Source organism: Pseudomonas bharatica, from assembly GCF_048586865.1.
In the GTDB taxonomy this organism is placed as follows: Bacteria; Pseudomonadota; Gammaproteobacteria; order Pseudomonadales; family Pseudomonadaceae; genus Aquipseudomonas; species Aquipseudomonas bharatica.
Genome location: NZ_JBMAWR010000017.1, coordinates 22,263 through 34,464, shown reverse-complemented (window position 1 = coordinate 34,464; position 12,202 = coordinate 22,263). Strand labels below are relative to the sequence as shown.

General features: G+C 62.0%; 17 protein-coding genes. 7 read left to right on the top strand and 10 right to left on the bottom strand.

Annotated elements, in window-relative coordinates; genetic code table 11:
• Positions 1-183: 183 nt before the first annotated feature.
• From ACKLLE_RS18660 to ACKLLE_RS18615, 10 genes are all read right to left on the bottom strand, one after another.
• Complete coding sequence (locus ACKLLE_RS18660; protein WP_009398212.1) at positions 184-456, bottom strand: HPr family phosphocarrier protein; 273 nt, start codon at positions 454-456, stop codon at positions 184-186.
• Between the two features lie 20 nt (positions 457-476).
• Positions 477-1,331 carry an RNase adapter RapZ gene (rapZ, locus tag ACKLLE_RS18655; protein ID WP_064301629.1) on the bottom strand — a complete coding sequence of 285 codons (855 nt, stop codon included), beginning with the start codon at positions 1,329-1,331 and terminating at the stop codon, positions 477-479.
• A gap of 2 nt (positions 1,332-1,333) precedes the next feature.
• A complete protein-coding gene (gene ptsN / locus ACKLLE_RS18650; protein WP_009398216.1) occupies positions 1,334-1,798 on the bottom strand; it encodes a PTS IIA-like nitrogen regulatory protein PtsN in 465 nt (154 codons plus the stop codon).
• A gap of 12 nt (positions 1,799-1,810) precedes the next feature.
• Positions 1,811-2,119: a ribosome hibernation-promoting factor, HPF/YfiA family gene (hpf, locus tag ACKLLE_RS18645; RefSeq protein ID WP_009398218.1), complete on the bottom strand. Its 309-nt coding sequence runs from the start codon at positions 2,117-2,119 to the stop codon at positions 1,811-1,813.
• A gap of 81 nt (positions 2,120-2,200) precedes the next feature.
• The gene (locus tag ACKLLE_RS18640; RefSeq protein ID WP_064301630.1) at positions 2,201-3,694 is read right to left on the bottom strand and encodes an RNA polymerase factor sigma-54; all 1,494 of its coding nucleotides are present in this window, start codon (positions 3,692-3,694) and stop codon (positions 2,201-2,203) included.
• A gap of 177 nt (positions 3,695-3,871) precedes the next feature.
• Positions 3,872-4,597: an LPS export ABC transporter ATP-binding protein gene (gene lptB / locus ACKLLE_RS18635; protein WP_009398222.1), complete on the bottom strand. Its 726-nt coding sequence runs from the start codon at positions 4,595-4,597 to the stop codon at positions 3,872-3,874.
• Positions 4,597-5,124 carry a lipopolysaccharide transport periplasmic protein LptA gene (gene lptA / locus ACKLLE_RS18630; RefSeq protein ID WP_064301631.1) on the bottom strand — a complete coding sequence of 176 codons (528 nt, stop codon included), beginning with the start codon at positions 5,122-5,124 and terminating at the stop codon, positions 4,597-4,599. The genes lptB and lptA overlap by 1 nt, the downstream gene beginning before the upstream one ends.
• Positions 5,111-5,683, bottom strand: a complete 573-nt coding sequence (gene lptC, locus ACKLLE_RS18625; protein WP_009398226.1) for an LPS export ABC transporter periplasmic protein LptC — start codon at positions 5,681-5,683, stop codon at positions 5,111-5,113. Before lptC ends, lptA begins: the two co-directional genes overlap by 14 nt.
• An 8-nt stretch (positions 5,684-5,691) precedes the next feature.
• The gene (locus tag ACKLLE_RS18620; RefSeq protein ID WP_009398228.1) at positions 5,692-6,213 is read right to left on the bottom strand and encodes a KdsC family phosphatase; all 522 of its coding nucleotides are present in this window, start codon (positions 6,211-6,213) and stop codon (positions 5,692-5,694) included.
• Entirely contained in the window at positions 6,213-7,187 is a 975-nt protein-coding gene (locus ACKLLE_RS18615) for a KpsF/GutQ family sugar-phosphate isomerase (RefSeq protein WP_064301632.1), read from the bottom strand. The genes ACKLLE_RS18620 and ACKLLE_RS18615 overlap by 1 nt, the downstream gene beginning before the upstream one ends.
• Positions 7,188-7,477: 290 nt before the next feature.
• Between ACKLLE_RS18615 and ACKLLE_RS18610 the strand changes: the two genes are divergently transcribed.
• The 7 genes from ACKLLE_RS18610 to murA all read left to right on the top strand — a co-directional run bounded on the left by ACKLLE_RS18610 (position 7,478) and on the right by murA (position 12,164).
• The gene (locus ACKLLE_RS18610) at positions 7,478-8,287 is read left to right on the top strand and encodes an ATP-binding cassette domain-containing protein (protein WP_009398231.1); all 810 of its coding nucleotides are present in this window, start codon (positions 7,478-7,480) and stop codon (positions 8,285-8,287) included.
• On the top strand, positions 8,288-9,085 hold the full coding sequence (gene mlaE / locus ACKLLE_RS18605) for a lipid asymmetry maintenance ABC transporter permease subunit MlaE (RefSeq protein WP_009398233.1): 798 nt from the start codon (positions 8,288-8,290) through the stop codon (positions 9,083-9,085).
• Positions 9,085-9,552: an outer membrane lipid asymmetry maintenance protein MlaD gene (gene mlaD, locus ACKLLE_RS18600; protein ID WP_009398235.1), complete on the top strand. Its 468-nt coding sequence runs from the start codon at positions 9,085-9,087 to the stop codon at positions 9,550-9,552. The genes mlaE and mlaD overlap by 1 nt, the downstream gene beginning before the upstream one ends.
• Before the next feature lie 9 nt (positions 9,553-9,561).
• Positions 9,562-10,215, top strand: coding sequence for an MlaC/ttg2D family ABC transporter substrate-binding protein (locus ACKLLE_RS18595; protein ID WP_009398237.1), 654 nt, complete (start codon positions 9,562-9,564; stop codon positions 10,213-10,215).
• Positions 10,212-10,517, top strand: coding sequence for an STAS domain-containing protein (locus ACKLLE_RS18590; protein ID WP_420058722.1), 306 nt, complete (start codon positions 10,212-10,214; stop codon positions 10,515-10,517). The genes ACKLLE_RS18595 and ACKLLE_RS18590 overlap by 4 nt, the downstream gene beginning before the upstream one ends.
• Positions 10,518-10,633: 116 nt before the next feature.
• Positions 10,634-10,873, top strand: a complete 240-nt coding sequence (locus tag ACKLLE_RS18585; protein WP_009398240.1) for a BolA family protein — start codon at positions 10,634-10,636, stop codon at positions 10,871-10,873.
• 25 nt (positions 10,874-10,898) lie between these two features.
• Entirely contained in the window at positions 10,899-12,164 is a 1,266-nt protein-coding gene (gene murA / locus ACKLLE_RS18580; protein WP_064301634.1) for a UDP-N-acetylglucosamine 1-carboxyvinyltransferase, read from the top strand.
• Positions 12,165-12,202: the final 38 nt, after the last annotated feature.

The following is a 12,202-nucleotide window of genomic DNA, read 5'->3' as shown; positions in this document are numbered from 1 at the left end:
ACAGCACTGTTGTCAGATCTGGCCAATCGCTGGCAAGCCAGCTCCCACAGGTGTCCGCGTCGTGCTTTTGAATGCCCTGCAGGAGCTGGCTTGCCTGCGATGGACTGCGAGCAGTCCCGAAACCATCAGCCCCGAATGAAAAAGCCCGCCAAATGGCGGGCTTTTCGTGGCTGGGTGGCGACTTCACTCACCCTCATCAAAACGATTGTTGATCAATTCCACCAGCGCCTGGATCGCTTCATTGTCCTGTTCCCCTTCCGCAGACAGGTGCACCGTGGTGCCCTTGCCCGCCGCCAGCATCATCACCGCCATGATGCTCTTGCCGTCCACCAGCTTGTCCGGCGCGCGCCCAACCTTGACCGTGCAGGGAAACTTGCCGGCCACGCCGACGAATTTGGCGGCAGCACGGGCATGCAGCCCCAGCTTGTTGATGATCTCGATTTCAATGGCGGGCATCGCGGGTGGGATCCTGTGGACTAGAGGTCGCGGTGGCGGACCTGGACGTTCTTCAATATGGGTTGCAGCAACTGGCCCAGGCGTTCGGTCAGGTAGACCGAGCGATGGTGACCGCCGGTGCAGCCGATGGCAACGGTGACGTAGGCGCGGTTGCTGGCGGCGAAGCGTGGCAACCATTTCAGCAGGTAGGACGATATGTCCTGGAACATCTCTTCCACATCCGGTTGTGCCGCGAGGTAATCGATGACGGGCTGGTCCTGGCCGGAGTGCTCGCGCAGTTCCGGTTTCCAGTACGGGTTCGGCAGGCAGCGCACGTCGAACACCACATCGGCATCCACCGGCATGCCGCGTTTGAATCCGAAGGACTCGATCAGGAAGGCGGTACCGGGCTCGGGCTGGTTCAACAGGCGCAATTTGATCGAGTCACGCAACTGATAGAGGTTCAGGTTGGTGGTATCGATCTTCAGGTCCGCCAGGTCGGCGATGGGGCCCAGCAGTTCGCTTTCGACCCGTATCGCTTCGGCGAGCGAACGGTCCTGGTTGGTCAGCGGATGACGCCGCCGGGTTTCGGAGAAGCGCTTGAGCAGGGTGTCTTCATCGGCGTCCAAGTAAAGCACATCGCATTGGATATGCCTGGATCTCGCTTCCTCCAGCAATTCGGGGAAGCGTGTAAGGTGGCTGGGCAGGTTGCGAGCATCGATCGATACCGCAACCCGCGGCTGCAGCAATTCGGTGTTGATCAGCGCGCTTTCCGCCAACTGCGGCAGCAGGCCGGCGGGGAGGTTGTCGATGCAGTAGAAGCCGTTGTCTTCCAGGACATCGAGGGCGGTGCTCTTGCCCGATCCGGAACGGCCGCTGACGATGACCAGGCGCATGCTCAGGACTCGTTCTGCCCGTCCAGGACAACCTGGTACAGGGCGGTGCTGCTGTCGGCGGCGCGCAGCCTGTCACGAATTTCCTTGCGATCAAGCATGCTGGCAATCTGGCGCAGCAGCTCCAGGTGCGCATCGGTGGCGGCTTCCGGGACCAGCAGGACGAACAGCAGGTCTACCGGGGCGCCGTCGATGGCGTCGAAATCGATGGGGGCATCCAGGTGCAGCAAGGCACTGACCGGACTGGCGCAGCCCTTGAGCCGGCAGTGAGGAATCGCGATCCCGTTGCCGAAGCCCGTGGAGCCCAGTTTCTCGCGGGCAATCAGGCTTTCGAACACTTCCTGTCGGTCCAGTCCGGGAACGTCCGTCCCGATCAGGTTGGCGATCTGTTCAAGTACGCGCTTTTTACTGCCTCCCGGCACGTTCACCAGGGAACGGCCGGGGGTCAGGATGGATTCAAGTCGGATCATGGATGAGTGGGATCAGCGGGCCGCTGCGCCTTGCAGCAGGCTTTGCTGTTTTTCCTTGTGTTTTTTCAGTTGGCGGTCGAGCTTGTCGGTCAGGAGGTCGATTGCGGCATACATGTCTTCGTGCTCTGCGTTCGCTACCACCTCGCCACCAGGGATCTGCAAGGTCGCTTCCACTTTCTGCTGGATTTTCTCGACCTTCATGATGACCTGAACGTTGGTGATGCGGTCGTAATGACCCTCCAGGCGCTTGAGCTTCTGCTCGACATAGTCACGAAGCGGTGGAGTAACTTCTACATGTTGTCCACTGATGTTGACTTGCATACTGCTTCTCCTTTATTGCCGTGCATAAAGAGGCAGGTGTTGCGCCTGCCACTGAATTGCGATGGCACATCTCAGGAAATGTCACATCAATCGCTTGCGTTCGCTCGATGGCGCAATGCCAAGGGATTCGCGGTACTTGGCGACGGTGCGACGGGCTACCTGGATGCCTTGTGCCTCCAGTAAACCAGCGATCTTGCTGTCACTCAATGGCTTTTTCTGATTTTCCGCAGCAACCAGTTTCTTGATGATCGCGCGGATGGCGGTGGAGGAGCATTCACCCCCTTCGGAGGTACTGACGTGGCTGGAGAAGAAGTACTTCAGCTCGTAGATGCCGCGAGGGGTGTGCATGTATTTCTGCGTGGTGACGCGGGAAATGGTCGACTCGTGCATGCCCACCGCCTCGGCGATGTCATGCAGCACCAGCGGCTTCATGGCCTCGTCGCCATGGTCGAGGAAGCCGCGCTGATGCTCGACGATCTGGGTCGCTACCTTCATCAGGGTCTCGTTGCGGCTCTGCAGGCTCTTGATGAACCAGCGCGCCTCCTGCAACTGGTTGCGCATGAAGGTGTTGTCGGCGCTGGTGTCTGCGCGGCGGACGAAGCCGGCATATTGCGGGTTGACCCGCAGGCGCGGCACCGCTTCCTGGTTCAGTTCGACCAGCCAGCGTTCGTTGTCCTTGCGCACGATGACATCGGGCACCACGTATTCCGGCTCGCTGGACTCGATCTGCGAGCCGGGGCGCGGATTCAGGCTCTGCACCAGCTCGATGACCTGGCGCAGCTCGTCTTCCTTGAGCTTCATGCGGCGCATGAGCTGGCTGTAGTCGCGGCTGCCGAGCAGGTCAATGTAGTCGCTGACCAGGCGCTGGGCTTCGTTCATCCACGGCGTGCTGGCGGGCAGCTGGCGCAGTTGCAGCAACAGGCACTCGCCCAGGTTGCGCGCACCGATGCCCGCAGGCTCGAACTGCTGGATGCGGTGCAGGACGGCTTCGACTTCGTCCAGCTCGATATCCAGCTCAGGGTCGAAGGAGTCGCAGATTTCCTCCAGGGTCTCGTCGAGGTAGCCCTGGTTGTTGATGCAGTCGATCAGGGTGACGGCGATCAGGCGGTCGGTGTCCGACATCGGTGCCAGGTTGAGCTGCCAGAGCAGGTGGCTTTGCAGGCTTTCGCCGGCCGAGGTGCGGGTAGTGAAGTCCCACTCGTCGTCATCGTTGCTGGGCAGGCTGCTGGCACTGGTCTGGTAGATGTCTTCCCAGGCGGTATCGACAGGCAGTTCGTTGGGGATGCGCTCGTTCCATTCGCCTTCTTCGAGGTTCTCCGCAGTGGATGCGGACTGTTCGAAGCTGCTCTCCTGAGACTCCGCGACGGGCTTGCTCTCGGCGTTGTCGGCCATGGGGTCGCTGTTGTCGAAGTCGTCGCCGTCTTCCTGGCGTTCGAGCATCGGATTGGACTCCAGGGCTTCCTGGATTTCCTGCTGCAGGTCCAGCGTTGAGAGCTGGAGCAGACGGATGGCCTGTTGCAACTGCGGGGTCATCGTCAGTTGCTGGCCCATTCTTAGGACGAGCGATGGTTTCATGGCTGGGGCTTTACACCTTATTCGCCGGCGCGCATGCGCCATCTACGACACGGGCGCTGGGCGCCAATTTTAAGCAAGTTATATGCCTGAAATTGTAGCGTTTGCCTAGAGCGCTGTAACAATTAAGCCTGGAATAATGGCTCAATGCCAGCGCTCGGGTCACTCCGATATGTCGACCTACAGCCGGAACTCGTGGCCGAGGTACACCTCTTTCACCAACTGGTTGGCGAGGATGGTCTGCGCGTCGCCCTCGGCGATCAGCTGGCCGTCGTTGACGATGTACGCGGTTTCGCAGATGTCCAGGGTCTCGCGGACGTTGTGGTCGGTGATCAGTACACCGATACCCTTGGCCTTGAGGTGATGGATGATCTGCTTGATGTCGCCGACCGAAATCGGGTCCACCCCGGCGAAGGGTTCGTCGAGCAGGATGAACTTCGGTGCGGTGGCCAGGGCGCGGGCGATTTCCACCCGGCGGCGTTCACCGCCGGACAGGCTCATGCCGAGGTTGTCGCGAATATGGCTGATGTGGAATTCCTGCAGCAGGCTTTCCAGCTCCTTGCGCCGGCCGTCGCTATCGAGGTCCTTGCGGGTTTCCAGGATCGCCATGATGTTGTTGGCCACCGACAGCTTGCGGAAGATCGAGGCTTCCTGGGGCAGGTAGCCGATGCCGGCGCGGGCGCGACCGTGCATGGGCTGGTGGCTGACGTCCAGGTCGTCGATCAGCACGCGGCCCTGGTCGGCCTGGACCAGGCCGACGATCATGTAGAAGCAGGTGGTCTTGCCGGCGCCGTTCGGGCCGAGCAGGCCGACGATCTGCCCGCTGTCGATCGACAGGCTGACATCGCGCACGACTTGCCGGCTCTTGTAGCTCTTGGCCAGGTGCTGGGCTTTGAGGGTCGCCATTACTCGCCCTTCTTCTTCGGCTGGATCACCATGTCGATGCGATTGCGCGGGGTCTTGATGTCCTTGCCGCCGCGACCGGCCGTGGCGACCTGGGTCTTGGAGTTGTAGACGATCTTCTCGCCCTCGGTGGTGTTGCCGGCGTTGATCACCTTGGCCTGGTCGGTAAGGACGATCAGGTCCTTGCCCGCCTGGTACTGGATCTGCTTGGCGTAACCCTGCATCTTGTCCGGCTTGGAGGCGTCCTGCTGCTGCTCGAAGTAGGCCAGGTTGCCCACCGAGGTCGCGGTGTCGATATCGCCGGCCTGGTTCAGGGTGACGGTGACCGTATGGCCTTTGATCATCATCGAGCCCTGGGTGATGATGACGTCGCCGGTGTAGGTCGCGACCTTGTTCTTGTCATCCATCTGGGCGCTGTCGGCCTGGATGCGGACGGGCTGTTCGCGATCATTCGGCAGGGCCCAGGCGCTCGCGCTTCCCAGTGCCGCGCTCAGGCTGAGCAAATAGGGGAGGGTTTTAACGAGCCTCATACTGTCCTCTTACGTTGGACAGCAGGTCCATCCTGCCGTCTTTCAAATACGCTTTCATTCCCTTGCCCGTAGTCACGCCACCGGCGCCGTCGATTCTAACGTCTTGCTCGGTTTGCGCATATTGCTTCTGCGGGAATACCGTCATGCGGCTGGAAGTGATGATGGTGGTGCGATCCTTCTCGTCGGTGCGGGCTACCCGTACCGAATCGATCAGTTCCACCTCGGTTCCGTCGGGGTTGACCTCGCCGCGCTCGCTCTGCACGTGCCAGGGGAAGGTGGTTCCGCGGTACATCTGCAGATCGGGCTTGGTCAGCAGGGTGACTTCGCTGGCCTTGAGGTGCTCGACCTTGTCCGCGGTCATTTCGTATTGCAGCTTGCCATCAGGCAGGAACTGCACACTGTGGGCATTGATCGCATAGTAGTCGATGGCGCTTTCGTCGACCTGGGCCGCTGGCTGGTCAAGGAAGCGCTCGGGCACGATGTTCCAGTAGCCGATCGCCCCGAACACCAGGGCAATCACGCCGAACAGCGCGATGTTGCGAATCTTCTTGCTGAACATGGCGTGCTCTACAGGTAGTGGGCGTTTGCCGCTTCAAGGTTGCCCTGGGCTTGCAGGATCAGCTCGCAGAATTCGCGGGCTGCACCTTCACCGCCGCGGGCCTGGGTCACGCCGTGGGCGTGCTGGCGGACGAACGCTGCCGCGTTGGCCACCGCCATGCCGAGGCCGACCCGGCGAATCACCGGCAGGTCTGGCAGGTCGTCGCCCAGGTAGGCGACCTCTTCATAGCTTAGGCCGAGCTGGGCGAGAAGCTCGTCCAGCACCACCAGCTTGTCCTCGCGGCCCTGGTACAGGTGCGGGATGCCGAGGTTCTTCGCCCGGCGCTCGACCACGGGCGTCTTGCGACCGCTGATGATCGCGGTGGTCACGCCCGAGTTCATCAGCATCTTGATGCCTTGCCCGTCGAGGGTGTTGAAAGTCTTGAACTCGCTGCCGTCCTCGAGGAAGTACAGGCGGCCGTCGGTGAGCACGCCATCCACATCGAAAACCGCCAGCTTGATGGCTTTGCCGCGTTGCAACAGGGTATTCATCACATCACTCCGGCGCGCAGCAGGTCGTGCATGTTCAATGCCCCGACCGGACGGTCGGTCTTGTCGACGACGACCAGCGCGCTGATCTTGTGGTCTTCCATGATCTTCAGGGCCTCGGCGGCGAGCATTTCGGCGCGGGCGGTCTTGCCGTGGACGGTCATGACCTCTTCGATCAGGGTCTTGTGCACATCGATGTTGCGGTCAAGGCTGCGGCGCAGGTCGCCGTCGGTGAAGATCCCGGCCAGGCTGCCGTCGGCCTCGACCACCACGGTCATGCCCAGGCCCTTGCGCGACATTTCCAGCAGGGCGTCCTTGAGCAGGGTACCGCGGTTGACCTGTGGCAGCTCGTCGCCAGCATGCATCACGTTCTCGACCTTGAGCAGCAATCGGCGACCCAAAGCGCCACCGGGGTGGGAGAAGGCGAAGTCTTCGGCGGTGAAGCCGCGTGCCTCGAGCAGGGCGATGGCCAGGGCGTCGCCCAGCACCAGGGCAGCGGTGGTCGAGGAGGTCGGTGCCAGGTTCAGCGGGCAGGCTTCCTGGGCGACCCTGGCATCGAGGTTGACCTCGGCGGCCTTGGCCAGAGGCGAGTCGGGGTTGCCGGTCAGGCTGACGAGCTTGATGCCGAGGCGCTTGATCAACGGCAGCAGGGTGACGATTTCGGCGGTGGAGCCGGAGTTGGACAGTGCCAGGATGATGTCGTCCCGGGTGATCATGCCCATGTCACCGTGGCTGGCCTCGGCAGGATGGACGAAGAACGCCGGGGTCCCGGTGCTGGCGAGCGTTGCGGCAATCTTGTTGCCGATATGCCCGGATTTGCCCATGCCCACCACGACAACGCGGCCCTTGCTGCCCAGGATCAGTTCGCACGCCTTGACGAAATCGGCGTCGATATGGGCGAGCAAACCCTGCACCGCCTCGATCTCGAGGCGGATGGTGCGCTGCGCGGATTGGATCAGGTCGGTGGATTGGCTCATGTCGGAAATCGGGTTGCCTGATGAAAGGGGCGCGATTATAGCGGTAATGCGCGAAAGCCTCACCTGCGGATTGGTCGCAGGCTGTCCGTTGGAGCGATTTGTGCCATCGCGGTTCCCTTTGGCGATGGCACGAAAATGCCTGTACCGGGCCTGAACAGGCAGCGCGATGGCCTTGGGAAGGCCTTGCCAGCGGTGCTATAGTTCGCCACCAGTTCGGCCTGCTCGATTATTGCGTGTCTCCACGAAGGGGCCGTGCGTCTGAGCTCAAGGCTGCATCGCAAGGAGTCTAGATGAGCGTTGATAACGCCTACGCGGTCGAGTTGAAGGGCGTGACCTTCAAGCGCGGCTCGCGCAGCATCTTCAATAATGTCGACATACGCATTCCCAAGGGCAAGGTCACCGGCATCATGGGGCCTTCCGGCTGTGGCAAGACCACGCTGCTGCGCCTGATGGGCGCCCAGCTGCGACCGGCCAGCGGTGAAGTGTGGGTGGCCGGGCAGAACCTGCCGACCCTGTCGCGCAGCGATCTGTTCGACGCGCGCAAGCAGATGGGCGTGCTCTTCCAGAGCGGCGCGCTGTTCACCGACCTCGACGTGTTCGAGAACGTCGCGTTTCCGTTGCGCGTCCACACCCGCCTTTCCGAAGAGATGATTCGCGACATCGTTCTGATGAAGCTGCAGGCCGTCGGCCTGCGCGGCGCCATCGAACTGATGCCCGACGAGCTCTCCGGTGGCATGAAGCGCCGCGTGGCGCTGGCCCGGGCGATCGCCCTGGATCCGCAGATCCTCATGTACGACGAGCCTTTCGTCGGTCAGGACCCGATCGCCATGGGCGTCCTGGTACGCCTGATCCGCCTGCTCAACGATGCGCTTGGCATCACCAGCATCGTGGTTTCCCATGACCTGGCGGAAACCGCCAGCATCGCCGACTACATTTATGTGGTGGGCGACGGCCAGGTGCTTGGCCAGGGTACCCCGGCAGAGCTGATGGACTCGGACAACCCGCGCATCCGACAATTCATGAAGGGCGACCCGGACGGACCGGTGCCTTTCCATTTTCCTGCGCCAGACTACCGCGCCGATCTGTTGGGGAAGCGTTAGATGCGCAGAAAATCCTTGCTTGAACGTATCCGCCGTTTCGGCCGTTCGGCCATCGACGTGGTCGCGGTCATGGGGCGCTCCTGCCTGTTCCTGTTGCACGCGCTGGTCGGGCGCGGCGGTATCGGTGGCGGCTTCCAGCTGCTGGTGCGCCAGCTCTATTCGGTAGGCGTGCTGTCGCTGGCGATCATCGTCGTATCCGGCATGTTCATCGGCATGGTCCTGGCCCTGCAGGGGTTCAGCATCCTGACCAAGTACGGTTCGGAGCAGGCGGTGGGGCAGATGGTCGCCCTGACCCTGCTGCGCGAACTGGGGCCGGTAGTCACCGCGCTGCTGTTCGCGGGGCGTGCCGGTTCCGCGCTGACCGCCGAGATCGGCAACATGAAGTCCACCGAGCAGCTTTCCAGCCTGGAAATGATCGGTGTCGACCCGCTCAAGTACATCGTCGCCCCGCGCCTGTGGGCTGGCTTCATTTCCCTGCCGCTGCTGGCGATGATCTTCAGCGTGGTGGGCATCTGGGGCGGCTCGTGGGTCGCGGTGGACTGGCTGGGGGTCTATGAAGGCTCATTCTGGGCGAACATGCAGAACAGCGTGTCGTTTACCGATGACGTGCTCAACGGCGTGATCAAGAGCGTTGTGTTTGCCTTCGTCGTCACCTGGATTGCCGTTTTTCAAGGCTATGACTGCGAGCCCACCTCAGAGGGGATCAGTCGGGCCACCACCAGAACCGTGGTCTATGCCTCGCTGGCAGTCCTTGGCCTGGACTTTATTCTGACCGCCCTGATGTTTGGAGATTTCTGATGCAAAACCGCACCCTGGAAATCGGTGTCGGCCTGTTCCTTCTGGCCGGGATCCTGGCGCTGATCCTGCTGGCCCTGCGTGTCAGTGGCCTGTCCGCCAGCCCTGGCAGCGATACCTATAAACTTTATGCGAATTTCGACAATATCGCCGGTTTGACGGTCAGAGCAAAAGTGACCATGGCCGGTGTGACCATCGGCAAGGTCACGGCCATCGATCTGGACCGCGATACCTATACCGGTCGGGTGACCCTGCAACTGGACAAGAGCGTGGACAACCTCCCGGTCGACTCCACTGCATCGATCCTGACCGCCGGGTTGCTCGGCGAGAAGTACATCGGCATCAGCGTCGGCGGGGAAGATTCCGTGCTCAAGGATGGCGGCGTGATCCATGACACGCAGTCGGCGCTGGTCCTGGAAGATCTGATTGGCAAGTTCCTGCTCAATACCGTAGGCAAAGAAGCTAAATAAGGAGTTTCCATGATTTCCATCCTGCGACGCGGCCTGCTGGTGTTGCTGGCGGCCCTGCCCATGCTGGCACTGGCGGCACCGGGTCAATCGGCCCATGACGTGATTCAGGGCACCACCACCCAGCTGCTCAACGACCTCAAGGCCAACAAGGAGCAGTACAAGGCCAATCCTGGCCAGTTCTACGATGCGCTGAACAACATCCTCGGCCCGGTCGTGGATGCCGACGGCATCTCGAAGAGCATCATGACCGTGAAGTACTCGCGCCAGGCCAGCCCGGCGCAGATGCAGCGCTTCCAGGAAAACTTCAAGCGCAGCCTGATGCAGTTCTATGGCAACGCCCTGCTGGAGTACAACAACCAGGGTATCGTGGTGGATCCGGCCAAGGCCGAGGACGGCGATCGCGCCAGCGTCGGCATGAAGGTCACCGGCACCAATGGTGCTGTCTATCCGGTGCAGTACACCTTGCAGAAGCTCAACGGCGAGTGGAAGGTGCGCAACGTGATCGTCAACGGCATCAACATCGGCAAGCTGTTCCGTGACCAGTTCGCCGACGCCATGCAGCGCAACGGCAACGACCTCGACAAGACCATCGACAACTGGGCCGGCGAAGTCGCCAAGGCCAAGGCGGTCACCGAGGATGCGGCGGAGAAGCAGGCGCAATGAGCCTTGGCAGCGTGCAGTTGGCCGAGCCGGATGTGTTGAGCCTGGCCGGCATTCTCGACTATCGCTCCGGTCCGGATCTGCGCAAGCAGGGCGCCGCGCTGATTGCGTCGAGCAAGGCCGAGGCGCTGGTGCTCGATTGCACTGCGGTGCAGCAGTCCAGCAGCGTCGGCCTGTCCTTGCTGCTGGGCTTTATCCGTGACGCCCAGGCCGCCGGAAAACACTGCGCAGTCCGTGGCATGCCCCACGGCATGCGGGAAATCGCCGAGGTCTATGGCCTGGACGACATCCTGGCATTGCAGTGATCGAGTAAGCGAAACGAAGCCCCTCTGTCAGAGTCCTCGTCAACGGGGTTCGCAGGCGAGGGGCTTTTTTGTATGATGGCCGACCCGCGCGCACAGGGCGCCGATTGAGGTTGAGCATGCAGGCCGTAGAAGTTAAGAACTTCCTTGAAGAAAAGTTGCCGGGAACCCGGGTCGAAGTTGAAGGCGAAGGCTGCAACTTCCAGTTGAACGTGATCAGCGACGAAATCGCGGCCCTGAGCCCGGTCAAGCGTCAGCAGCAGATCTACGCTCACCTTAATCCGTGGATCACCGATGGCCGCATCCACGCGGTCACCATGAAATTTTTCAGCAGCGCAGCCTGGGCTGAGCGCACCTGAGCCACCTGTGGCGGCGAGAGTTCAAATGGACAAACTGATTATTACTGGCGGCGCTCGTCTCGACGGCGAGATCCGCATCTCCGGCGCGAAGAACGCGGCCCTGCCGATTCTGTCGGCCACTTTGCTGTGCGATGGCCCGGTCACCGTTGGCAACCTGCCGCACCTGCACGACATCACCACCATGATCGAGCTGTTCGGGCGCATGGGCATCGAGCCGGTGATCGACGAGAAACTCTCGGTGGAGATCGATCCACGCACCATCAAGACCCTGGTCGCGCCGTACGAGCTGGTCAAGACCATGCGCGCCTCGATCCTGGTGCTGGGCCCGATGGTCGCCCGTTTCGGCGAGGCCGAAGTGGCCCTGCCGGGTGGTTGCGCCATCGGTTCGCGTCCGGTCGACCTGCACATCCGCGGCCTCGAGGCCATGGGCGCGAAGATCGAAGTGGAAGGTGGCTATATCAAGGCCAAGGCGCCTGAAGGCGGCCTGCGCGGTGCTCACTTCTTCTTCGATACCGTCAGCGTGACCGGTACCGAGAACATCATGATGGCCGCTGCCCTGGCCAGGGGCCGCAGTGTCCTGCAGAACGCCGCGCGCGAGCCGGAGGTGGTCGACCTGGCCAACTTCCTGATCGCCATGGGCGCGAAGATCCAGGGTGCCGGTACCGACACCATCACCATCGATGGCGTCGAGCGCCTGGGTTCGGCGACCTACCGCGTCATGCCCGACCGTATCGAGACCGGCACCTACCTGGTCGCCGCTGCCGTCACCGGTGGTCGCGTCAAGGTCAAGGACACCGATCCGACCATCCTCGAAGCCGTCCTCGAGAAGCTCAAGGAAGCCGGCGCGGAAATCACCACCGGCGAAGACTGGATCGAACTGGACATGCACGGCAAGCGGCCCAAGGCCGTCAACCTGCGTACCGCACCGTACCCGGCGTTCCCGACCGACATGCAGGCGCAGTTCATTTCCCTCAACGCGATTGCCGAAGGCACTGGCGCGGTGATCGAGACGATCTTCGAAAACCGCTTCATGCACGTCTACGAAATGCACCGCATGGGCGCGCAGATCCAGGTCGAGGGCAACACTGCCATCGTCACCGGGACCAAGGCCCTGAAAGGCGCCCCGGTCATGGCCACCGACCTGCGGGCCTCTGCCAGCCTGGTATTGTCGGCACTGGTTGCCGAGGGCGACACCCTGATCGACCGCATCTACCACATAGATCGCGGCTACGAATGCATCGAGGAAAAACTGCAGATGCTTGGCGCGAAGATCCGTCGCGTACCGGGCTAGCCTGCACCAGGCGCAGGGACGCGCCGACACTGCCGTAC

Coding starts and splice junctions, on each gene's coding strand:
- ACKLLE_RS18615 (WP_064301632.1), bottom strand. CDS start 7,187: ATGAGCCAATCCACCGACCTGATCCAATCCGCGCAGCGCACCATCCGC.
- ACKLLE_RS18660 (WP_009398212.1), bottom strand. CDS start 456: ATGCCCGCCATTGAAATCGAGATCATCAACAAGCTGGGGCTGCATGCC.
- ACKLLE_RS18590 (WP_420058722.1), top strand. CDS start 10,212: ATGAGCCTTGGCAGCGTGCAGTTGGCCGAGCCGGATGTGTTGAGCCTG.
- lptA (WP_064301631.1), bottom strand. CDS start 5,124: ATGAGGCTCGTTAAAACCCTCCCCTATTTGCTCAGCCTGAGCGCGGCA.
- ptsN (WP_009398216.1), bottom strand. CDS start 1,798: ATGATCCGACTTGAATCCATCCTGACCCCCGGCCGTTCCCTGGTGAAC.
- ACKLLE_RS18620 (WP_009398228.1), bottom strand. CDS start 6,213: ATGAATACCCTGTTGCAACGCGGCAAAGCCATCAAGCTGGCGGTTTTC.
- lptB (WP_009398222.1), bottom strand. CDS start 4,597: ATGGCGACCCTCAAAGCCCAGCACCTGGCCAAGAGCTACAAGAGCCGG.
- murA (WP_064301634.1), top strand. CDS start 10,899: ATGGACAAACTGATTATTACTGGCGGCGCTCGTCTCGACGGCGAGATC.
- ACKLLE_RS18595 (WP_009398237.1), top strand. CDS start 9,562: ATGATTTCCATCCTGCGACGCGGCCTGCTGGTGTTGCTGGCGGCCCTG.
- rapZ (WP_064301629.1), bottom strand. CDS start 1,331: ATGCGCCTGGTCATCGTCAGCGGCCGTTCCGGATCGGGCAAGAGCACC.
- ACKLLE_RS18585 (WP_009398240.1), top strand. CDS start 10,634: ATGCAGGCCGTAGAAGTTAAGAACTTCCTTGAAGAAAAGTTGCCGGGA.
- hpf (WP_009398218.1), bottom strand. CDS start 2,119: ATGCAAGTCAACATCAGTGGACAACATGTAGAAGTTACTCCACCGCTT.
- lptC (WP_009398226.1), bottom strand. CDS start 5,683: ATGTTCAGCAAGAAGATTCGCAACATCGCGCTGTTCGGCGTGATTGCC.
- ACKLLE_RS18610 (WP_009398231.1), top strand. CDS start 7,478: ATGAGCGTTGATAACGCCTACGCGGTCGAGTTGAAGGGCGTGACCTTC.
- mlaE (WP_009398233.1), top strand. CDS start 8,288: ATGCGCAGAAAATCCTTGCTTGAACGTATCCGCCGTTTCGGCCGTTCG.
- mlaD (WP_009398235.1), top strand. CDS start 9,085: ATGCAAAACCGCACCCTGGAAATCGGTGTCGGCCTGTTCCTTCTGGCC.
- ACKLLE_RS18640 (WP_064301630.1), bottom strand. CDS start 3,694: ATGAAACCATCGCTCGTCCTAAGAATGGGCCAGCAACTGACGATGACC.